At 71.3% G+C, this 21,544-nt stretch carries 21 protein-coding genes; 1 reads left to right on the top strand and 20 read right to left on the bottom strand.

Annotated elements, in window-relative coordinates:
- Positions 1 to 212 precede the first annotated feature (212 nt).
- The 11 genes from E4K62_RS06380 to argC are packed head-to-tail and all read right to left on the bottom strand — an operon-like array spanning position 213 to position 11,567.
- Positions 213 to 1,013, bottom strand: coding sequence for a DUF4184 family protein (locus tag E4K62_RS06380; protein ID WP_135065063.1), 801 nt, complete (start codon positions 1,011 to 1,013; stop codon positions 213 to 215).
- A gap of 9 nt (positions 1,014 to 1,022) precedes the next feature.
- Entirely contained in the window at positions 1,023 to 2,336 is a 1,314-nt protein-coding gene (tyrS, locus tag E4K62_RS06375) for a tyrosine--tRNA ligase (RefSeq protein ID WP_135065060.1), read from the bottom strand.
- 5 nt (positions 2,337 to 2,341) lie between these two features.
- On the bottom strand, positions 2,342 to 3,046 hold the full coding sequence (locus E4K62_RS06370) for a hypothetical protein (protein ID WP_135065057.1): 705 nt from the start codon (positions 3,044 to 3,046) through the stop codon (positions 2,342 to 2,344).
- A complete protein-coding gene (locus E4K62_RS06365) occupies positions 3,043 to 3,693 on the bottom strand; it encodes a SatD family protein (RefSeq protein WP_135065054.1) in 651 nt (216 codons plus the stop codon). The genes E4K62_RS06370 and E4K62_RS06365 overlap by 4 nt, the downstream gene beginning before the upstream one ends.
- Positions 3,694 to 3,740: 47 nt before the next feature.
- Complete coding sequence (gene argH / locus E4K62_RS06360) at positions 3,741 to 5,171, bottom strand: argininosuccinate lyase (protein WP_135065051.1); 1,431 nt, start codon at positions 5,169 to 5,171, stop codon at positions 3,741 to 3,743.
- On the bottom strand, positions 5,168 to 6,307 hold the full coding sequence (locus E4K62_RS06355; protein ID WP_240742836.1) for a heparan-alpha-glucosaminide N-acetyltransferase domain-containing protein: 1,140 nt from the start codon (positions 6,305 to 6,307) through the stop codon (positions 5,168 to 5,170). The genes argH and E4K62_RS06355 overlap by 4 nt, the downstream gene beginning before the upstream one ends.
- Positions 6,286 to 7,209, bottom strand: a complete 924-nt coding sequence (gene argF / locus E4K62_RS06350) for an ornithine carbamoyltransferase (protein WP_135065048.1) — start codon at positions 7,207 to 7,209, stop codon at positions 6,286 to 6,288. The genes E4K62_RS06355 and argF overlap by 22 nt, the downstream gene beginning before the upstream one ends.
- Complete coding sequence (locus tag E4K62_RS06345) at positions 7,206 to 8,468, bottom strand: acetylornithine transaminase (RefSeq protein ID WP_135065045.1); 1,263 nt, start codon at positions 8,466 to 8,468, stop codon at positions 7,206 to 7,208. Before E4K62_RS06345 ends, argF begins: the two co-directional genes overlap by 4 nt.
- Entirely contained in the window at positions 8,465 to 9,367 is a 903-nt protein-coding gene (argB, locus tag E4K62_RS06340; RefSeq protein WP_135065042.1) for an acetylglutamate kinase, read from the bottom strand. The genes E4K62_RS06345 and argB overlap by 4 nt, the downstream gene beginning before the upstream one ends.
- Positions 9,364 to 10,521 (bottom strand): bifunctional glutamate N-acetyltransferase/amino-acid acetyltransferase ArgJ, encoded by a 1,158-nt coding sequence (gene argJ, locus E4K62_RS06335; protein ID WP_135065039.1) that lies wholly within the window; start codon positions 10,519 to 10,521, stop codon positions 9,364 to 9,366. The genes argB and argJ overlap by 4 nt, the downstream gene beginning before the upstream one ends.
- A complete protein-coding gene (gene argC, locus E4K62_RS06330; protein ID WP_135065035.1) occupies positions 10,518 to 11,567 on the bottom strand; it encodes an N-acetyl-gamma-glutamyl-phosphate reductase in 1,050 nt (349 codons plus the stop codon). Before argC ends, argJ begins: the two co-directional genes overlap by 4 nt.
- Before the next feature lie 260 nt (positions 11,568 to 11,827).
- Between argC and E4K62_RS06325 the strand changes: the two genes are divergently transcribed.
- Complete coding sequence (locus tag E4K62_RS06325) at positions 11,828 to 12,961, top strand: AAA family ATPase (RefSeq protein ID WP_135065031.1); 1,134 nt, start codon at positions 11,828 to 11,830, stop codon at positions 12,959 to 12,961.
- A 4-nt stretch (positions 12,962 to 12,965) separates the two neighbouring features.
- On the opposite strand, the gene pheT is transcribed toward E4K62_RS06325, so the two are convergent.
- From pheT to rpmI, 9 genes are all read right to left on the bottom strand, one after another.
- Entirely contained in the window at positions 12,966 to 15,479 is a 2,514-nt protein-coding gene (gene pheT / locus E4K62_RS06320) for a phenylalanine--tRNA ligase subunit beta (protein WP_135065028.1), read from the bottom strand.
- The gene (gene pheS, locus E4K62_RS06315; RefSeq protein WP_135065025.1) at positions 15,479 to 16,519 is read right to left on the bottom strand and encodes a phenylalanine--tRNA ligase subunit alpha; all 1,041 of its coding nucleotides are present in this window, start codon (positions 16,517 to 16,519) and stop codon (positions 15,479 to 15,481) included. Before pheS ends, pheT begins: the two co-directional genes overlap by 1 nt.
- A 49-nt stretch (positions 16,520 to 16,568) precedes the next feature.
- Complete coding sequence (locus tag E4K62_RS06310; protein WP_135065022.1) at positions 16,569 to 17,492, bottom strand: amino acid ABC transporter permease; 924 nt, start codon at positions 17,490 to 17,492, stop codon at positions 16,569 to 16,571.
- Positions 17,489 to 18,145: an amino acid ABC transporter permease gene (locus E4K62_RS06305; protein ID WP_135065019.1), complete on the bottom strand. Its 657-nt coding sequence runs from the start codon at positions 18,143 to 18,145 to the stop codon at positions 17,489 to 17,491. Before E4K62_RS06305 ends, E4K62_RS06310 begins: the two co-directional genes overlap by 4 nt.
- A gap of 64 nt (positions 18,146 to 18,209) precedes the next feature.
- The gene (locus tag E4K62_RS06300; protein ID WP_135065017.1) at positions 18,210 to 19,115 is read right to left on the bottom strand and encodes a glutamate ABC transporter substrate-binding protein; all 906 of its coding nucleotides are present in this window, start codon (positions 19,113 to 19,115) and stop codon (positions 18,210 to 18,212) included.
- Between the two features lie 39 nt (positions 19,116 to 19,154).
- Positions 19,155 to 19,919: an amino acid ABC transporter ATP-binding protein gene (locus E4K62_RS06295; protein WP_135065014.1), complete on the bottom strand. Its 765-nt coding sequence runs from the start codon at positions 19,917 to 19,919 to the stop codon at positions 19,155 to 19,157.
- 52 nt (positions 19,920 to 19,971) lie between these two features.
- The gene (locus tag E4K62_RS06290; protein ID WP_135065011.1) at positions 19,972 to 20,805 is read right to left on the bottom strand and encodes a TrmH family RNA methyltransferase; all 834 of its coding nucleotides are present in this window, start codon (positions 20,803 to 20,805) and stop codon (positions 19,972 to 19,974) included.
- Positions 20,806 to 20,901: 96 nt separating this feature from the next.
- Positions 20,902 to 21,285 (bottom strand): 50S ribosomal protein L20, encoded by a 384-nt coding sequence (gene rplT / locus E4K62_RS06285; RefSeq protein WP_135065008.1) that lies wholly within the window; start codon positions 21,283 to 21,285, stop codon positions 20,902 to 20,904.
- Positions 21,286 to 21,314: 29 nt separating this feature from the next.
- Complete coding sequence (rpmI, locus tag E4K62_RS06280; RefSeq protein ID WP_135065005.1) at positions 21,315 to 21,509, bottom strand: 50S ribosomal protein L35; 195 nt, start codon at positions 21,507 to 21,509, stop codon at positions 21,315 to 21,317.
- Between the last annotated feature and the right edge of the window lie 35 nt (positions 21,510 to 21,544).

Below are 21,544 nucleotides of genomic sequence, written 5' to 3'. Positions count from 1 at the left end.
CCTAGACCCGAAGGTCGTCACACTCAAGTGAGTGCGAGGTTTTGGGGGTGGTTCTCCGCTTGAGAGGAAGCGGGGCCTTCCGGCCTCTCCGCTCTCCCCTGTGGGGCGAACAAGTAAGACATTACGCGGGATCCACGGACTCGGCAAATCGCGTGCATCCCTGGCGTGTCGCGCGTGTTTCCGCGGGACCTCGCCGCCGCGTGCGCCACGGGTCAGCGCGGGTGCGCGGCGCGGCGCAGGCCGATGACAACGGCGCAGAGGGCGGCGGTGGCCAGGCCCCACACCGCACACGCGGGCGGAAGCACGCGGTACGCCAGGTGCGCGGCCGTGAAGTCGGCATCCAGGGGCCCCAGCGCCGCCAGCGCGACGAGCCACGTGCCGATCAGCACGGCCGGCAGCGACACCCACCACCCCATGCGCACCACCGCGGGCAGGATGCGCTCGACCGGCTCCGGCCGCCGGCGCGACATCCACACGAGCGACCACACCGCGAGGATCCCCAGGCCCAGGATGCTGGAACCGTGCTGCAGCCAGGTGTACCCGGGAAGCGGCCCCCACCGTTCGGCCAGGATGGGCAGGAGGTCCACTCCCCCGCGGCCGGCATGCGTGAACAGGTCCCACCCGACGTGGGTGAGGACGCCGAGCGCGAGCGAGAGCACGACGAGCCCGAGCGCCGGCCACGACACGCCGCGCGCGCCGAGGCCCAGGGTCTCCCGCAGACCGGACGCCGCCGAGCCGTCCCAGCTCCGCGGCAGCCGTGCGGCGATCGGGCGCGGGGTCAGCTCCTGCACCGCAGGGCGCAGCAGCATCCGCCAGATCAGCAGCAGGACGAGGGCGAGCGCGACGGTTCCCGGCAGCCACGTGAGATCGTGGGTCACTCCGTAGCCGGGGACTCCGACCCGGACGAACAGGGGCAGGTCGGGAGTCATCGCCCCGACGGCGACCGCAGCGGGAACCAGCGGGGTGCGCACGAACGCCAGCGCCACGACGGCGTGGCTGGGCGTGAGTGGCATCGGGCGGGGTCAGTCCAGGAACACGCCGGCGAGGGTCTTCTTGCCCCGTCGCAGCACCGACACGCCCCCGGGGAGGGTCCCCGCCACGACCGCGTCCTCGGCCGTGACCCGCGCACCGTCCAGCGACACGCCGCCCTGTCCGATCGCGCGTCGCGCCTCACTGGCGCTGGCGACCAGGCCCGTGGCCTGCAGCGCTTCCACGACGGTTGTCCCCCGCGCCACGCGTGCGTGCGGCAGCTCCTCCAGCGCGCTGCGGAGCGTGGCGGCATCCAGAGTCGCGAGATCGCCCTGCCCGAAGAGGGCGTCGGATGCCGCGGCAACGGCCGCTGCCGCGTGCTCGCCGTGGACGAAGACGGTGACCTCCCTCGCGAGGCGCCGCTGCGCGGCCCGGCGGAAGGGTTCGTCCTGGACGAGCCGCTCGTACTCGGCGATCTCCTCTTGCGTGAGGAACGTGAAGACCTTCAGTCGCGTGATGACGTCGGCGTCGAGGGTGTTGAGCCAGAACTGGTAGAACGCGTACGGGCTGCACATCTGCGGATCCAGCCAGATCGCGTTGCCCTCGCTCTTGCCGAACTTCGATCCGTCCGCGTTCGTCATGAGCGGCGTGCCGAGGGCATGAACGGAGGCGCCCTCGACCCGGTGGATCAGGTCGACCCCGCTGGTGAGGTTTCCCCACTGATCGCTGCCGCCGGTCTGCAGCACGCAGCCGTAGGCGCGGAAGAGCTCGAGGTAGTCCAGGCCCTGCAGGATCTGGTAGCTGAACTCGGTGTAGCTGATGCCGGCCTCGGAGTTCAGCCGCGCCGCGACGGCGTCCTTCTTCAGCATCGTGCCGACGCGGTAGTGCTTGCCGATCTCGCGCAGGAAGTCGATCGCGCTCATCGGCGCGGTCCAGTCGAGGTTGTTGACGATGCGCGCGGCACTGTCCCCCTCGAAGCTGAGGAACCGCTCGACCTGGGTCCGCAGCGACCCGACCCACTCCGAGACGGTCTCCTTCGTGTTCAGCGTGCGCTCCGCGGAGGGGCGCGGGTCGCCGATCAGACCGGTCGAGCCCCCGACGAGGCCGAGCGGGCGGTGCCCGGCGAGCTGCAGGCGCCGCATCGTGAGCAGCTGGACGAGGTTGCCCAGGTGCAGGCTCGGGGCGGTCGGATCGAAGCCGCAGTAGAAGACGATCGGGGGTCCACCCAGCAGATCGCGCAGCGACTCGGCATCCGTGGACACGTGCACGAGACCGCGCCACACCAGTTCGTCCCACACGTTGTGGAACGTCGGGTCGTTGGCGGGAGCGAGCGCGCTCACGGCGCTGTCGGTGGAGGAGCTGGGCACGCGCTTCAGGTTATCAGCGGGGCGGCGCCCCACCACACGAGCGCCGCCGCGGCGAGCGCGCACGCCCAGCTCGCGAGGCTCCCGACCAGGAAGTACTCCGCCCGGTCGCCGGACTCGCCGTCGCGGGAGATCTCGGGGAAGCGCACGATCCCCTTCGCGGCGAGGACGGCGGCCAACAGCGTGTACGCGCCGGCAAGGGTCAGGGCGAAGACGAGCACGCGTTCGAGCGGCCCGATGAGCCGACCGCCCTTCAGGCCCGAGCCGGTGGGCACGACCACCGCCTCCTGCCGGAGCGCCGAGCGCACGATGATGTTGCCCGACTCCAGAAGGAACAGCGTCGCACCGGCCACCGCGACGATCGTGTCCACCGAGACCGGGCCGAAGGGCGCCACCGGTTGCCACGCCTCCCCGAGCGGTCCGGCCTGCCCGCGCGGGCCGAGCGCGAGCACCGCGCCGGCGCACACGACGGCGAGGACGGCCGCCGCCCACATGCCGGACCGGCGGGCGCCGTCCGGCGCGACGAGTGCGACCCACAACGCCGCGGCGAGGGCTGCTCCGATCGCGGCGGGGACGGCGTCCACCGCCGAGGCACCCACGAGCAGCACGACGGCGGCGATGACGTACGCGATCACCCGCCGCCGGCCGGGGAGGAACTGCCGGAGCAGGTCGACGCCCCCGATGGCGAGCAGGACGAGCCCGGCGACGATCATGGCCTGCTCCCGTCGGTGAGGATCGCGAAGCCCTCGAGGATCGCCCCGGCCCCGGCTCCGGCGAGCGCCTGGGACACGGCGGACTGCGTGATCCCCTCCGCTTCGGCGAGCGCGCGCTGGGTGCGCCCGATGCAGCGCCCGTACACGAGTCGTCGCGTGCGCTCGCTCATGGCGCCCACGAGCTGGTCCCGGGCGAGCAGGTAGGCGTTGGCGAAGGCGACACGGGAGCGCACATCGTCATTGTCCGCCCCCTCGGCGACATCGACCCATGTGCGCGCGCTCGGCGCGGCGCGCTGCTGCAGGGCGTGGACCCGCTCGATCGCGGCGCGTGCGGCCCACCATCCGGGCCCGTCGGTGAGTTCGTCGGCGGTGGAGGGGAGGGGCTCGATGTCGCCGAGACCGATCCCGAAGCGGCACTCGAGACCGTCGGGGAGCGCGAGCTGCAGCAGCAGGAGCGCCTTCAGCGCGGCCGTCAGGTCGGGGTATACGCCCTGGAGCTCATCGCCTACTGTCGGCGTCAGGGCCCGCTCGGCGAACGGCTGCTCGCCCTCCACGCGCGCGATCGTCTCCTCGAGCGCGATCTGCGCGGCGGCCCGGTCGCTCAGGCGACGGGAGCCGACGATGTCGGCGATGACCACGGTGGACATTGCATAAGCATACCGCTGATTATTCGAAAATATCAGTCCTCGACTTATCAGAGGCCCAGGGCGTGCGCCACGGCCTGGGCGCGCACCACCAGTTCGCGCCGCTGCTCGCTCACGCGCTCCGGTGCCGTGCCGCCGGCCCCCGAACGGCTGGCGACGGAACCGGCGACCGTGAGCACGTCGCGCACCTCGGGCGTGAGCGCGGGCGACACCTCGGCGAGCAGCTCGTCGGGCGCCTCCTCCAGGCCGATGCCGCGCGCCTCACACGCGCGCACGAGGGAGCCGGAGATCTCGTGCGCGTCACGGAAGGGCACGCCCCGACGCACGAGCCAGTCAGCCACGTCCGTCGCGAGGGAGAACCCCTCCGGGGCGAGCTCGGCCATGCGGGCGGTGTCGAAGCGCAGCGTGGCGATCATCCCGGCGAAGGCGGGAAGCACCAGCTCCAGGGTGCGGACGCTGTCGAAGACCGGCTCCTTGTCCTCCTGGAGGTCGCGGTTGTATGCCAGGGGCAGACCCTTGAGGGTCGCCAGCAGTCCGGTGAGGTTGCCGATCAGCCGGCCCGCCTTGCCGCGGGCGAGCTCGGCGATGTCGGGGTTCTTCTTCTGCGGCATGATGCTCGAGCCGGTCGAATACGCGTCGTCGAGGGTGACGAAGCCGAATTCCCGGGTGTTCCAGATGATCACGTCCTCGGCGAAGCGCGAGAGATCGACCGCGATCATGGCGGTGACGAACGCGAACTCCGCCACGACGTCACGGGATGCGGTGCCGTCCAGGGAGTTCTCCGCCGGACGCGCCAGCCCCAGCTCGCGCGCGACGAGCTCGGGATCCAGCCCCAGCGAGGATCCGGCGAGCGCGCCGCCGCCGTAGGGCGACACCGACGCTCGCACCGACCAGTCGCGGAGGCGCTCGAGCCCCCGCAGGAGGGTCCACCCGTACGCCTGCAGATGATGGGCCAGCAGCACCGGCTGGGCGTGCTGGAGGTGGGTGCGGCCGGGCATCACCGCATCCGCGTGCGCGTCGGCCTGTGCCACGATCGCGTCGATGAGGCGCAGGACCTCGCGCGCGATCGTGCGACCGTGATCGAGCAGGTAGAGCCGGACGAGCGTGGCGATCTGGTCGTTGCGGCTGCGGCCGGCGCGGAGCTTCCCGCCGAGGGCGGGACCGACCTCGGCGATGAGCGCGTTCTCCAGCGCACCGTGGACGTCCTCGTCCTCAGGCGCGGCACGCAGGGTCCCCTCGCTGACACGGGCGGCAAGGGCGTCCAGGCCCGCGTGCATCGCCCTGGCCTCATCGGACGTCAGGTACCCGGCCGCCTCGAGAGCGCGCGCGTGCGCGTGGGATCCGGCGATGTCGTAGAGCGCGAGGTCCCAGTCGAAGTGGGTGGAGCGGCTCAGCGCCGCCAGCTCCGGCGACGGTCCGCCCGCGAACCGTGCGCCCCACAGTGCGCCCTCGTTCGTACCCGAACCCGTCTGATCGCTCATCCCTCCAGCCTACCGACGCCGGCCGGCCGGGCCGGCTCGCGCACGGCCCACGTGCTCAGGCGCGCGATGCCCGCTTCGAGGGGTCCGCGGCCGATCAGCAGCGCCCACGCGGTGCACGCGACGACCAGCGCCAGCGTCAGAGGCCAGAAGGGCTGCAGCGCGCGGAACCCGGACAGATCGCTCGGAGTGCCCAGAACGGATGCGGCCACCACGGCCCACGCCGCCAGCTGGGCGACGTACGCCGTCAGCGGCATCGACCCCACCGCCCGCAGCGGGACCACGACCCAGCGCACGGGCGTGGCGCACACCAGCAGGCACAGTCCGATCACCGCGATGGCGAACCCGCCCGAGCCGACGACTTCGAGCACTCCGCTGGAGTGGGCGCGCGCGGTCCACACCGCCCCGAGGATCGACGAGCCCTCCGCCACGACGCCCGAGCCGCTCGCGGCGTCCAGCCCGTAGCCGACGGCGGCCACAGCCGATCCCGCCGCCAGCAGCAGGGCGGCGGTCCGCGGCGAGCGCAGGTCGGTGCGGCCGATCCCCATTCCCGCCAGCAGGAAGGCGATCCACACCGGGAACGGGTAGTGCCAGCCGACCAGCGCCGCCACGGTCAGACCGTCAGGGGTGGACCAGAACGGCGAGGCGTCCCACAGCGCCTGCAAGAAGGGCATCACGACACCCACCACCGCGGCCAGCAGGAACAGCGCGCGAGGCGGGAGGCCCAGGAACGGCAGCGACAGCAGGAACAGGATCGCGTACGCGGGCAGGATGACATAGACCGGGACGCCCGTGGCCACCAGCATCAGCCCCAGGGCCCACAGCAGCAGGGCGCGCAGCGCGATGCGCGCCGAGGCCCGGGCGCGGCGGGGGCCGCGCAGGGGGTGCTGCCCGCCCGTGACGAGGGCGATGGAGACGCCGGCCAGGGTGGCGAACAGGATGGAGGAGCGGCCGTTGGCGATGTCGATCCAGGTCGCCGGATCGCCAGGATCGAACGCGTCGATCACGAGGAGGTGGGCGGCGATCATCCCGATCACCGCGAGCCCGCGGGCAAGGTCGATGCCCGCCAGACGGGGCGGGGCGTCGAACCGACGCCACCGCGAACGGACCCAGCCGGTCAGTCCTGCCGCAGCAGCCACACCAGGAGCGCCTTCTGGGCGTGGAGCCTGTTCTCGGCCTCGTCCCACACGACGCTCTGGGGCCCGTCGATCACCTCGGCGTCGACCTCGAAGCCACGGTCGGCCGGGAGGCAGTGGATGAAGATCGCGTCGGGGCGCGCGATGGCCATCGTCTCGGTGGTCACCTTGTAGGCGCCGAGGTCCCGCAGTCGCGCGAGCTTCTCCTCCTCCTTGCCCATCGACACCCACGTGTCGGTGACGACGACGTCCGCACCCGCGGCCGCCTCGTTCGCGTCGGTGTACAGCGTCACCGAGCCGCCCGTCCGTGCGGCGATCTCGTCGGCATCGGAGAGCACGTCCTCCCGCGGCGCGTACGCGTCGGGCGACGCCACCCGCACGTGCATGCCCGCGGTCGCCCCGGCCAGCACGTACGAATGCGCCATGTTGCTGCGCCCGTCGCCGAAGAACGACAGCGTCAGTCCGGCGAGGTCGCCCTTGTGCTCCCGGATGGTCAGGAGGTCGGCGAGCAGCTGACACGGGTGGAAGTCATCGCTCAGCGCGTTGACGACCGGCACGGTCGTGCCCGCCGCCATCTCCTCCAGCCCCGCCTGGGCGTAGGTGCGCCACACGATCGCGGCGACCTGCCGCTCCAGCACCCGGGCGGTGTCGGAGGGGGTCTCCTTGCCGCCGAGCTGGCTGTTGGCGGTGGAGATGATCAGCGGCGACCCGCCGAGATCGGCGATCCCGACCGCGAACGACACGCGCGTGCGCGTGGAGGACTTGTCGAAGATGACCGCGACGGTCTGGGGCCCCGCGAGCGGCTTGTGACTCCAGCGGTCCTTCTTCAGCTCGATCGCGAGATCGAGGATCTCCGCCTGTTCGGCGGGGCTCAGATCGTCATCGCGCAGCAGGTGACGGGTCACGCGGGCACTCCCTTCGCCGCGGTGGCGGCATCCTCCAGCAGCAGCGACGAGGCGACCGTGGCCAAAGACGCGGTGAACAACTCGACGAACTCCTCGATCTCGGCATCGCCGATGGTCAGCGGCGGCACCAGCCGGATCGTGAGGTCGTTGGGTGCGTTGATGATCAGGCCGTGCTCCTGAGCGGCCGCGACGACAGCCTTGGCGACGGGATGCGCCAGCGCGACGCCGAGGAGGAGGCCCTGGCCGCGGACGCCGGCCACCAGCGGCGAGCCGATCGCGGAGATCTCCGCGCGCAGCTGCTCGCCGCGACGGCGGGCGTTCTCGAGCAGGCCCGCGTCCTCGATCTCGGCCAGCACGGCCCCCGCGACGGCAGTGCCCAGCGCATTGCCGCCGAAGGTCGAGCCGTGGGTGCCGGGGTAGAACAGCTCGCTCGCGGCGCCGAAGGTGATGAGCGCCCCGATGGGGAACCCGCCGCCGATGCCCTTGGCGACGGTGATCGCATCGGGCGTGATCCCCGTGTGCTGGAAGGCGAACCACTCCCCCGTGCGTCCCGCGCCGGTCTGGATCTCGTCGACGATGAGCAGCGCGCCGTAGCGGGCGGTGAGTTCCCGTGCGGCCTGGAGGTATCCCTCGGGCAGCTCGACGACCCCGGCCTCGCCCTGGATCGGCTCGACCACGAGCGCGGCGACCCGGTCGTCCATGGCCTCCTCCAGTGCCGCCACGGTCGCGTCGATGTGCTCGACGCCGGGCACCATCGGCAGGAAGTCGGCCTGCAGCGCCGGCTTGGCCGTCATGGCGAGAGTGCCCATCGTGCGGCCGTGGAATCCGCCGTGCAGGGTCAGGATGCGGGTGCGGTCGGCGCCGCCGTGCAGGCGGGCGAGCTTGAAGGCCGCCTCGTTGGCCTCCGCACCGGAGTTGCCGAAGTAGACCCGGCCGCTCGGGCCGGTGCCGGCGAGGCGCTTGAGCCGCGCGGCGAGCGCGAGCTGCGGGGGCGTGGCGAAGTAGTTGGACACGTGCGCGAGGGTCGCCGCCTGCCGCGAGACCGCCTCGACGAAGGCGGGGTGGGCGTGGCCGAGGGCGTCGACGGCGATCCCGGCGAGGAAGTCGAGATGGCGTCGCCCCTCACCGTCCCACACGTAGGCGCCCTCGCCGCGCACGAACAGCGCCATCCGCTCGCCGAAGCTGCGGATGAGGTCGCGTCCGGCGTCCTCCTGCCATGCCGCGCTGTCATCACCGGACAGCACTGGTGCATCGCTCATGCGACGACCTCCGTTCCGATCCCCTTGCTGGTGAACAGTTCCACGAGCACCGAATGCGGCACCCTCCCGTCGATGATGGCCGCGGTGGGGACGCCGCCGTCCACTGCATCCAGGCACGCCTGCATCTTGGGGATCATCCCCGACTCCAGCCGCGGCATCATCGCGCGCAGCTCCGTCGAGGTGAGGTGGGACACGAGCGATTCGCGGTTGGGCCAGTCGGCATAGAGCCCGGCGACATCGGTGAGGACGACGAGCTTCTGGGCGCCCAGAGCGACGGCCAGGGCCGCGGCGGCGGCATCCGCGTTGACGTTGAGGGAATGGCCGGGGTGATCCAGATCCGGCGCGATGCTGGAGACGATCGGGATCCGACCGGCGGCCAGATGATCGAGCACGGGCTGGGGATCCACCGACACGACGTCGCCCACGCGGCCGAGGTCGTGCTCGACGCCGTCGACGACGACCCCGCGGCGCCGGCCGCCGAAGAGCCCCGCGTCCTCACCGCTGAGCCCCATGGCCAGCGGGCCGTGCGCGTTGACCTTCGCCACCAGCTGCGGGTTGATCTGACCGGTCAGCACCATGCGCACGACGCTGATGGCCTCCGTGGAGGTGACGCGGTATCCGCCCTTGAACTCGCTCGGGATGGCGAGGCGATCCAGCATCGAGGAGATCTGGGGTCCGCCGCCGTGCACGACCACCGGCAGAACGCCGACGTAGCGCAGGTAGGCGATGTCGGCGGCGAAGGCGTCCTGCAGCTCGTCGCTGACCATGGCGTTGCCGCCGTACTTGATCACGATGATCTGGTCGCGGAAGCGCCGCAGCCACGGCAGCGACTCGACGAGGGTCGCTGCCCGCGCGCTCGCGGTGGTCGGGTCGGTGTCCTGCAGGTCGATTCCGGTCATGACGAATAGGCGCTGTTCTCGTGGACGTACTCGTGCGTGAGGTCGTTGGTCAAGATGACGGCGGTCGCCTCGCCGGCTTTCAGGTCGATCACGACGTGGGTGGCCCGCGGCGTCAGATCGACGTCCTCACGGGGGCGGTCGGGGCCCCCCGCGGTGCACACGCGGACGCCGTTCATCCACACGTCCACGTCGTACGGGTCGAACCGGGCCGTCGTCGTGCCGATCGCGGCGAGCACCCGGCCCCAGTTGGGGTCGTTGCCGAAGATCGCGGCTTTGAAGAGGTTGTTGCGGGCGACGGAGCGGCCGACGACGACTGCCTCGTCCTCGGAGGCGGCGCCCCTCACCTCGATGCGGATGTCGTGGCTGGCGCCCTCGGCGTCGGACTGCAGCTGCTCGGCCAGATCCAGGCACACCGCGGCGAGCGCGTCCCGGAATGCTTCCGTCTCGGGGCGGATGCCGCTGGCTCCGCTGACGAGCAGGCTCACCTGGTCGTTAGTGGACATACAGCCGTCCGAGTCGAGGCGGTCGAAGCTCACACGGGTCGCGTGCCGCAGCGCCGCGTCGGCCTCGGCGGAATCCAGCACGGCGTCGGTGGTGAGCACCACGAGCATCGTGGCCAGGCCCGGCGCCAGCATCCCCGCACCCTTGGCCATGCCGCCGATGGTCCACCCGCTCCCGCTGTGCACGACGCGTTTGGGGCGGGAGTCGGTGGTCATGATCGCCAGCGACGCAGCCTCTCCCCCGGTCTCCGACAGCGCTGCGACGCCCTCCTCGACGCCCTGGAGCACCTTGCTGCGGAAGACCTCGTCCCCCGTGCCGATGAGCCCGGTGGAGCAGACCAGGACGTCGCCCGCGCCCACGCCGAGGAGCGCGGCGGCCTTCTCTGCGGTCTGATGCGTGGTCTGGAACCCGAACGAGCCGGTGAAGCAGTTCGCCCCACCGGAATTGAGCACGATCGCCTCGACGACGCCGTCCGCGACGGCCTGCTCGGACCACAGGATGGGGTTCGCCTTGGCCCGGTTGGAGGTGAACACCGCGGCCCCCACCTTGAGCGGGCCGCGGTTCACGACCACGGCGACGTCGGGCTTGCCGCTGGATTTCAGTCCGACGGTCACGCCGGCAGCTTCGAATCCGGCCGGTGCGGTGACGCTCACGGTGCCACTCCGTTCACGCTCAGTCCGCGCGTCTCGGGGAGTCCGAGCGCGATGTTCATCGACTGCACGGCGGCTCCCGCCGTGCCCTTGACGAGGTTGTCCACGGCGGTCACCACGACGACCCGGTTGGCGTCGCGGTCCACCGCGAGCCCCATGAGCGCCGTGTTCGCGCCGATCACATCGGCCGTGCGCGGGAAGTCCCCGGCCGGGAGGACGTGCACGAACGGCTCGCCGTCATAGGCGGCCTCCCACGCGTCGCGGATCTGCGCGTCCGTGACCCCCGGCGCGATCGGCGCCGACGTCGTGGCGAGGATCCCGCGGGCCATGGGCACGAGCACGGGCGTGAACGAGACGCGCACTCCCGCGGCATCCGCCCCTGCCGCCACGAGCGCCTGGCGGATCTCGGGTATGTGCCGGTGCGTCCCGCCCACCGCGTACGGGTTGGCCGATCCGAGGATCTCGGCGGCCAGGAGGTTCGTCTTCAGGCTCTTGCCGGCGCCGCTGGGGCCTACCGCGAGGACGCTGACGATGTCGGCGGCGTCGATGACGCCGGCGGCGACACCGGGAGCGACGCTCAGCGACACCGTGGAGGCGTTGCACCCGGGAGCGGCGATCCGCTTCGCGCCGACGAGCGCCTCGCGCTGCTTGCCGCCGGCGACGGGGAGTTCGGGCACGCCGTAGGTCCACGCCTCCGAGTGGGCTCCGCCGTAGAAGCGGTCCCAGTCCGCGCTGTCGGTCAGGCGGTGATCCGCGCCGGCGTCGATAACGAGGGGCACCTCGGCGAGCGCCTCGGTGTACTGCGCCGATTGGCCGTGCGGCAGTGCCAGCACGACGATGTCGTGGCCGGCGAGGACCTCGGGAGTGGTCTCGCGCAGGGTGAGACCGGCGAGCGAGCGCAGGTGCGGCTGGTGCTCGATCAGCGGGCGGCCGGCGCTGGTGTGCGCGGTGACCGTGCGGATCTGGACGTCGGGGTGCTCGGCGAGCAGTCGCAGCACCTCACCGCCGGCGTAGCCGGATGCGCCGGAGACGGCGACCGAATAGGGCATGACTTCAACCTTAAGTCTGGGACGAGGGGGCCGGTGACGGCGACACCCGGCCGCAGACGCGTTCCGGGGTCGCCTAGAGTCGGCGGCCGTCGCGGCGCACGCGCACAGCGCCCCCGCTGAGCGGGAGCGGGGCGAAGCCGGCGGAAAGCATGGGGCGACCTTAGTCCCGCCCCCGCCCGGTCTGCAAATTCGCCCGCCGGGCCGGCCGGCGCCGAATGCGGCGGCCCGGCGGGGTCGGAGGGTTCGGCCAGGATGGAGCTGTGCTGACCTCCCTCGCCGTCGCCGGATACCGCTCGCTGCGCGAAGTGGTGATCCCCCTCCAGCGCCTCACGGTCGTGACCGGGCCCAACGGGTCGGGCAAGTCGAACCTGTACCGGGCCCTGCGGCTGCTGTCCACCGTCGCCGCCGGCGACCTCGTGGCGGCCGTGGCGCGGGAAGGCGGGCTGTCCTCGCTCATGTGGGCGGGGCCCGAGGGCGGCGAGGGGGACGAGGGCACACGACGCCGGGGCCCGGTGGCGGTGCTGCTGGGATTCGCGTCCGAGGACTTCGGGTACCTCGTGGATCTGGGACTGCCGCAGGCCGAGCGGTCCAGCATGTTCGTGCGCGACCCGGAGATCAAACGCGAGCAGGTGTTCTCCGGCGCCGTCGCCAAACCCGCCACCCTCCTCGTGGACCGGCTGCGCGCCGTCACGCGCGTGCGCGAAGACGCCTGGCGCACGCTGGACCAGCACCTCGCGTCCTACGAGAGCGTCGTGACGGATCTCGCCGACGGCGAAGCGGCGCCCGAGCTGCTCGCCCTGCGCCGTCAGCTGTCCCAATGGCGCTTCTACGACCATTTCCGCGTCGACGCGGAGGCACCGGCGCGTCGCCCTCAGGTCGGGACGCGCACGCGCCGGCTGGCCGATGACGGGGCCGATATCGCCGCGGCGTGGCAGACCGTGCGTGAATCCGGCACGGGCGCGCGCCTGGACGACGAGGTGGACCGCGCCTTCCCCGGAAGCCGCGTGGAGATCGGCGCCGAGGACGGGCGCTTCCGCCTGATGTGGCGCCAGCCCGGCCTTCTGCGTCCGCTCTCGGGCGAAGAGCTCTCGGACGGCACCCTGCGCTACCTGCTGCTCGCCGTCGCGCTCCTGGCCCCCGAGCCGCCGCCACTGATCGTGCTCAACGAGCCGGAGGCGAGCCTGCACCCCGACCTGCTGCATCCGCTGGCCGACCTGATCGCCGCCGCATCCGAGACCACCCAGGTGCTCGTGGTCACGCACGCCGAGCCGCTCGCGGACGCCCTGGAAGCCGCCGGCGCACTGCTGCACCGCCTGGAGCCGGGCCGCGGCGGCACCCGGATCTCCGGCCAGGGTGCACTGGACCGCCCGCCGTGGCACTGGCCCTCGCGCTGACGCGTCAGTCGCGGATGGCTGCCCCGAATCGCTCGGCCGCCGCGGCCACGCCGGCCAGCTTCGCCTCCGTGGCCTCCGCGGCGGTGAGCGTGCGGTCGGGGGCGCGGAACCGCAGCGCGAAGGTGAGGCTCTTCCGCCCCTCCGGCACACCCGCCCCGCGGTAGTCATCGACCAGACGCAATGACTCCAGCAGGTCGCCGGCCCCGTCCACCAGCGCGGCGCGCACGTCGGCTGCCGGCACGTCGGCGCCCACGACCAGTGACACGTCCTGCGTCGCGGCGGGATACCCCGACAAGGACGCGGCCACGACGCGGTCAGCGGCCCGCTCCAGCAGGGCGTCCAGGTTCAGCTCGGCCACCGCGACGCGGCCGGGCAGATCGGCGGCCGCGGCCACGGCCGGCAGCACCTCCCCCGCGTAGCCGACCTCGACGTCGCCGACGGTGAGGATCCCCGTGCGGCCGGGATGCAGCGCCGCGCGCTCGCCCTGGGTCACGGAGATCTCCACCCCAGCGGCCGCGGCGATCGTGCGCACGGCGTCCAGGACGTCGGCGACGTCGAACGGCTCGGCGTCCTGCCCCGGCTGCTTGGCGACGCGGTTGCCGGTGACGAGCACCGCGATGTGGCGCGGCTGCGGCGGGATGGCCGCATCCAGCGCTCCGAGCGTCGCCGCATCCGGACGGACGGCGGGAGCCGGCACCGTCTCGGTGCCGTACGTCACGCCCGCCTCGGGGACGACGACGATGCCTGCTTCGAACAGCGAGAGGTCGGTGAAGCCGCGCGAGACGTTGCGGTGGGCGACCTGGAGGAGCCCGGGGATCAGCGAGCGGCGCAGGAACGGCGCCTGGCCGTCGAGCGGGTTGGCGAGCTTGATGCTCGGCACGTGCGCGCCGGTCGCGGATCCGTGCAGGTCGTTCTGCTGCTCGGTGGTGAAGCCGAACGAGAGCGTCTCGACGTACCCCGCGGCCGCGAGCGCGTTGGCGACGCGGCGCCGCCCCTGCTGGGCGGGCGTGAACCCGCGCCCGGAGGGCGGGATCGGCAGGGTCGAGGGGATGCGGTCGTACCCGCTGATGCGGGCGACCTCCTCGGCGAGCGTCCACTTGTCGGTGAGGTCGGGGCGCCACGACGGCGGGATGACCGTCCACGCCTCACCGGCGTCCTCGGTCACCTCGCAGCCGATCTTCTCCAGGGCGCCGGTGATCTCCGCCTCGGTGTAGTCCACGCCGATGAGGCCGGGGACGAACGCCTTGGGCAGCTCGACGGCCTCGACGAAGATCTCCGTGAACAGCGCGCCGCCGATCTCGGTGTCCAGCGCCCCGCCGGCGTGCTCGACCATGAGATCGGCCACGCGTCGGGCGGCGACGAAGGGGATCAGCGGGTCGACACCGCGCTCGAAGCGCCGCGACGCCTCGGAGGGCAGCTTGTGGCGCCGCGCGGTCCGGGCGATCGTGACGGGGTCGAAGATCGCCGCCTCGATCAGCACGTTGCGGGTGGCGTCCGTCATCTCCGTCGTGCCGCCGCCCATGACCCCGGCGAGGCCGATGGGTCCGGACTCGTCGGTGATGAGGAGGTCTTCGACGCTGAGCGCGCGCTCCTTGCCGTCGAGCGTCGTGAGCTTCTCGCCCTCGTGCGCGCGGCGCACCGTGATGCCGCCGGTGAGCGTGTCGAGGTCGTACCCGTGGATGGGGTTGCCGAGCTCGAGCATGACGTAGTTCGTGATGTCGATCAGGATGCCCAGCGGCCGGATGCCGGCGAGGGTCAGGCGCGCGACCATCCACGGCGGCGTGGGCCGGGCGGGGTCGACGTCGCGCACGATGCGTGCGACGAATTCACTCGCCCCCACGCGCCCGCGGATGGGCCTTTCGTCCACGACGGCGACGGGGAAGCCGCCGGTGGGCTGCTCCAGCTCTTCGAAGGCCCGGTCGCCCGGGTCGCGGAACGCCGCGCCGGTGGCGTGGGAGTACTCCCGTGCGACGCCGCGCAGACTCAGCGCGTAACCGCGGTCGGGCGTGACGTTGATCTCGACGGCGATGTCGTCCAGCCCCAGCAGGGCGATCGCGTCGGTGCCCACCTCCGGGTCGAGGCCGAGCTCGGCCAGACGGAGGATGCCGGAGTGCTCGTCGCCGAGCCCGAGCTCCCTGGCGGACGCGATCATGCCGTCGGAGACGTGCCCGTACGTCTTGCGCGCCGCGATGGGGAAGGGCCCGGGGAGCACGGCGCCGGGGAGGGTCACGACGACCTTGTCACCGGCGAGGAAGTTGCGCGCGCCGCACACGATGCCGCGCACACCCCCGTTGCCCTCGCCGACGTCGACCCGGCACCAGCGGATCGTCTTGCCGTTGGACTGCGGCTCCTCGACGAAGTCCACGACCTGTCCCACCACGATGGGACCGGTCAGCTCGAAGCCGTGGACGTCCTCCTCCTCGAAGCCGACGGAGACGAGGGAGGCGAGGATGTCGTCGGCCGTGGCATCCGCCGGCACATCGACGTACTCGCGCAGCCAAGAGATCGGGACGCGCATCAGACCACCATTCCGAACTGCTCGCTGAAGCGGACATCGCCCTCGGCCATGTCGCGCATGTCCTGCACATCCGAGCGGAACATCAGCGTCCGCTCGAAGCCCATGCCGAAGGCGAACCCGGAGTACACCTCCGGGTCGATCCCGGCCGCGCGCAGGACGTTGGGGTTGACCATGCCGCAGCCGCCCCATTCGATCCATCGCGCGCCGCCCTTGAACGTGGGGTGCCACAGGTCGAACTCCGCCGACGGCTCGGTGAAGGGGAAGTAGTTCGCGCGCATGCGGGTGCGCGCCTCCTCGCCGAACAGCTGCTGCGCGACGTGATCGAGCGTCCCGCGCAGGTGGGCCATCGTGATGCCCTTGTCCACGACGAGGCCCTCGAACTGGCTGAAGACCGGCAGGTGGGTGGCGTCGAACTCGTCGGTGCGGAAGACCCGCCCCGGCGAGACGATGTAGATCGGGAGGTCGCGCGTGAGCATCGTGCGCATCTGCACGGGGCTCGTCTGGGTGCGCAGCAGCAGGTGACGAGCGACGGGGTCGACGTAGAAGGTGTCCTGCATCTGACGCGCGGGGTGGTCGGCGTCCAGGTTGAGCGCGTCGAAGTTGTACCACTCGTGCTCGAGCTCGGGACCCTCCGCGATCTCCCATCCCATGCCGACGAAGATGTCGCCGACGTGGTCCTGAAGCAGCGTGAGCGGATGCCGCGCCCCCACACGCGCGCGCTGGGGCAGCGCCGTGATGTCGATGCGCTCGGATTCCAGCTTCGCGGCGGTCTCCGCTTCCGCCAGCGCGGCCTCGCGCGCGGCGATGGCCTGGTTCACGCGTCCGCGCGCCTGCCCCACGAGCTTCCCGAAGGCGGCCTTGTTCTCGGGCGCCACATCCCGCAGGCGGGCGTTCAGCCGCGCGAGAGCCGAGCCCTCGCCGGAGTGGGCGGCGCGGACGGCTTTCAGCTCGGCGGTATCGGCGGCGGCGTCGATCGCGGCCAGCGCCGCGTCGACGGCGGCCGCGACGGCCTCGGGGGTGATCTCGGGTGCATCGGACACGAGAGTCGAGTCTACCGACGGGCGGATGCGGCTCCCGCCGTGCGGCTGCTTAGATCCCGGTGCCGGTGTTCGTTCCGTCGTATTTGCCGAGTCCGCGCTGAGCGACGATGAGCTCGGTGTCGGTCACTTCCTGCGTGGGCTGGTTCGCCCCCGCCACGTTCACCGCGCGCGGCGAATGGCGCAGGCGCTTCTCGGCGAGGGTCGCCACGCCCGACAACGCGAGACACAGCGCGATGTAGATGGCACCGACCACCATGGTCGCGGGGATGATCGGGGAGCCGATGCTGGCCTGCGAGCCGAGGAACTTGGCGTAGAACAGCAGCTCCGGGTAGGTGATGATGAACCCGAGCGCGGTGTCCTTGAGCGTCACGACCAGCTGCGCGATGATCACCGGCAGCATCGCGCGGATCGCCTGCGGAAGCAGGATGAGCCGCATGACGCCGGACTTGCGGAGGCCGATCGCGTAGCCGGCCTCCTTCTGTCCGCGCGGCAGCGACTCCACACCGGCGCGGAAGACCTCCGCGAGCACGGATCCGTTGTAGGCGATCAACGCGATCACGACGGCCCAGTAGGGCTCCATCCGGACGCCGATCACGGGGAAGCCGTAGTACAGCAGGAACATGAAGATGAGCACCGGCACGGCACGCAGCAGCTCGATCACGACCGTGAACGGCACGCGCACCCAGGCGTGGTCGGACAGACGTCCGATCGCGAGCACGAAGCCCAGGACGAGGGCGCCGACCGCCGCCGTGGCGAAGGCCGCCAGCGTGCGCAGCGTGGCCTGTCCGATGTTGATCCACACGTTGGTGTAGGTGAACGCGGACCACTTCTGCGCCGTGAACTGCCCGGTCGCCGCAAGCCGCCACACGAAGAAGCCGAGGACGGCGAGGACCACCAGGACCGTCAGAACCCCCAGGACGCGGTTGCGCGCCATCGCGCGGGGTCCGGGGACGTCGTACAGGACACTGCTCATCGCGCGATCCTCCAGCGGTTCTCCAGGGTGCGCTGCAGCCAGGACAGCACGAGCACCAGCACGACGAAGATGACCATGACCCACAGGATCACGACGAACTGGTTCTCGCCGCGCTCACTGAGGTAGTTGCGGATGGATCCCAGGTTGATGACGGAGAAGCCGGCGGCCACGGTGGTGTTCTTCAGCAGGGCGATGAACACGCTCATCATGGGCGGGATGACGGAGCGGAACGCCTGCGGCATGACGACGCTGCCCATCACCTGACCGAACGTCAGCCCCAGCGCACGTGCCGCCTCGGCCTGGCCGACCGGCACGGTGTTGATCCCGGAGCGGATGGTCTCGGCCACGTACGTCGCGGTGTAGACGCCCAGGGCGCACACCGCCAGCGTGACGGAGACCGACTGCGTCAGGCGCAGACCGAGCAGCGGCGGCAGCGCGAAGGAGAAGGCGAAGAACACCAGCGTCAGGGGTGTGTTCCGGATGGTGTTGACGTAGACGGTGCCCACGGCGCGGGCGACCGGGATCGGAGACACGCGCATCGCGCCCACGATGGTGCCCAGGACCAGGGCGAGGGCGCCTCCTGCCACGAAGAGGAAGAGGGTGCCCAGCAGGAACGTCCACCACAGGTCGAGATTGTCGGTGATGACACCCATGCGCGATCCTTTCCTTCCACAACGGCTGAGGCGGGGGCGGCGCAGGTGCGCCGCCCCCGGGAACTCACTGCTCTACGTCGGGCTGTTCTGCTTCGATGCCCGCGGGGGCGAGGTGCTGCTCGAACAGCGCGGTCCACACGTCGCCGCCGTCGGTGAACAGGGCGTTGATGTAGTCCTTCATCGCCCTGTCGCCCTTTTCCAGGCCCACGCCGTAGCGCTCCTCGCTGAAGGGCTCGCCGGCGATCTTCAGGACGTCGGGCTCGAGCGCGACGTAGCCGGCGAGGATCGCCTCATCCGTCGTGATCGCGTCCACCGAACCGGCCTTCAGCTGCTCGACGCACTGCGAGTACGTGTCGTACTCCACGGCGTCGCCCGGGTTGTACTCGTCACGGATGCGCTGCAGCGGGGTCGACCCCGTCACGGAGCACACGATCTTGCCCTCGAGGTCGTCGGGGCCGTTGATCGAGTCGTCGTCGGCGGCGACCAGGAGGCCCTGACCCGTGATGAAGTACGGGCCGGCGAAGTCGATCTGCTGCTTGCGCGCGTCGGTGATCGAATACGTGCCGACGTAGTAGTCGATGTCGCCGTTCACGATCGCCTGCTCGCGGTTGGCGGAGGGGATCGTGACGTAGTCGATCTGGTCCTCGTCGAAGCCGAGCGAGGCGGCGATCCAGCGCGCGATGTCGACGTCGAAGCCGGTGCGCTCACCGCTGGCGGCGTCTTCGTAGCCGAGCCCGGGCTGGTCGTTCTTGACGCCGACGATGACGCCGTCGCGCTCGACCATGCGGTCGTACGTGGGGCTGCCCTCGAGGTCGACCTCGGTGGCGACTTCCCACAGGGCTTCGTCCCCGCCGGTCTGTTCGCCGCCTCCGCCGGATCCGGCGCTGGGCGAGCCGCTGTTGCAACCGGCGAGGGTGATCATGGCGACGGCGGCCAGGCCGAGGCCGGTGAGGATCCGGGACTTTCGCATGTGAGAACTCCTTGTGGGATCTGCTGTGGATGGACGGGGTCAGTGCGTGATGAGCTTGGAGAGGAAGTCCTTGGCCCGCGCCGAGCGCGGGGAGGTGAAGAAGCCCTCCGGCTGCTGCTCCTCGACGATCAGGCCGTCGGCCATGAAGACCACGCGGTCGGCGGCCTTGCGGGCGAAGCCCATCTCGTGGGTCACGACGATCATGGTCATGCCGTCGCGGGCGAGTCCGACCATGACGTCGAGGACCTCGTTGATCATCTCGGGGTCCAGCGCGCTGGTGGGCTCGTCGAAGAGCATGAGCTTCGGACGCATCGCGAGCGCCCGCGCGATCGCGACGCGCTGCTGCTGCCCGCCGGACAGCTGTGCGGGCAGCTTGTTGGCCTGCGCATCCACGCCCACGCGCTCGAGGAGCTCGTGCGCCTCCCGCTCGGCGTCGGCCTTCTTCTTCCCGCGCACCTTGATCGGGCCGAGCGTCACGTTCTCCAGGATCGTGAGGTGGGCGAACAGGTTGAACGACTGGAAGACCATCCCGACGTCGGCCCGGAGTTCGGCCAGGGGCTTGCCCTCCTTGGGCAGCTCCCGCCCGTCGACCGTGATCGAGCCGGACGAGATGGTCTCCAGCCGGTTGATCGTGCGGCACAGGGTCGATTTCCCGGATCCGGACGGACCGATCACGACGACGACCTCGCCGCGGTGCACGGTCAGGTTGATGTCCTTGAGTGCCTGGAAGTCGCCGTAGTGCTTCTGGACGTCCGTGAGCACGACAAGGGGGTCGCCGCTGGCGCGGGAGTCGGAGGTCTCCATGGTTACACCCTAGGAGTGCGCGGCACCGGCAACCAGCCGACGCTGCGGGGCTTTACCGACTTGTAACAGCACCGCGGTCTTCGGAGGCCTCCCCCGCACGCTGCGCGAAGGCCGTCTCGTACAGGCACACGCTCGCCGCGGTGGCCAGGTTCAGCGATTCCGCGCGACCGTAGATGGGCAGGCGCAGCGCCAGGTCGGCCTGGGCCAGCGCATCCTCCTCGAGCCCGCGGGCCTCGTTGCCGAACAGCCACGCGGTCGGCTCGGCGAGCACCGCGCGGGATTCGAGGAAGTCGGCGCCGCCGACGTCGGCGGCGATGACGCGCATGCCGGCCGCGTGGGCGCGCTCGACGGCGCTGGAGAGCTCGGCCCCCACCGCCACCGGGAGGTGGAACAGCGATCCGGTGCTCGCGCGCACGACCTTGGGGTTGTAGGGGTCGACCGTGCGACCGGTCAGCACCACGGCGTCGGCGCCCGCGGCATCGGCGGCGCGGATGATCGTGCCGAGGTTCCCGGGGTCGCGCACCTCTTCGCAGATCGCGATGAGGCGCGGGCCGGCGGCGAAGATGTCCTTCATCGCGGTGGGAGCCTGCTGGGCGACGGCGACGATCCCCTGAGGCGTCACGGTGTCCGCCATCGCGTCCAGGACGTCCTCGCTGGTGAACTGGATCTCGATGCCGGCGGCGTGCGCGGCATCCCGAACATCGGCATGCCGTTCGACGGCGGTGGGCGTCGCGAACAGCTCCACAACGCTCCCGGGGACCCACGCGAGGGCCTCCCGCGCGGCCTGGGGACCTTCCAGCAGGAACAGTCCCGTCTCCTGGCGCGCGCTGCGCTTGCTCAGTTTCGCGACGGCTCGCACGCGCGGTGACCGCGGATTCTCCAGCACCCCTTCAGTGTATGGGCCGCCCCGGCTCTCCCCGACACGTCCCGGCACGCGGAAGGGGCGCCCTCCGTGGAGGACGCCCCTGTCTCGTGCGCGGTGCTACGCGGTCTTGGCGGCGTTGACGTCGCCGGGCAGCGCGTTCTTCGCGGTCTCCACGAGCGACGCGAACACGGCCGGCTCGTGCACGGCCAGCTCGGCGAGCATGCGGCGGTCCACCTGCACGCCGGCCAGGCCCAGGCCCTGGATGAACCGGTTGTACGTCATGCCGTTCTGACGCGCGGCGGCGTTGATGCGCTGGATCCACAGGCGGCGGAAGTCGCCCTTGCGCTTGCGGCGGTCGCGGTACGCGTAGACGAGCGAGTGGGTGACCTGCTCCTTCGCCTTGCGGTACAGGCGCGAACGCTGTCCGCGGTAGCCGGACGCGCGCTCGAGGATGACGCGACGCTTCTTGTGGGCGTTGACGGCCCGCTTGACTCTAGCCATTTCTTCTACTTCCTAACGTGCGTCGGCGCTCAGATGCCGAGGAGCTTCTTGGCGACCTTCGCGTCGCCCTTGGCGAGGACCTGGTCCTGCGACAGGCGACGGGTGCGCTTGGTCGGCTTGCCTTCGAAGTTGTGGCGGAGGTTCGCCTGCTGCTTCATGATCTTCCCGCTGCCGGTGACCTTGAAACGCTTCTTGGCACCCGAGTGGGTCTTCTGCTTCGGCATTTCTCTTCCTTCGTTGTGGTTCCCGCTCGGGCGGG

This window comes from Microbacterium wangchenii (genome assembly GCF_004564355.1).
Taxonomy (GTDB): Bacteria; Actinomycetota; Actinomycetes; order Actinomycetales; family Microbacteriaceae; genus Microbacterium; species Microbacterium wangchenii.
Note: the sequence above shows the minus strand (reverse complement) of the source record. Positions and strands in the feature narration are given on the sequence as shown.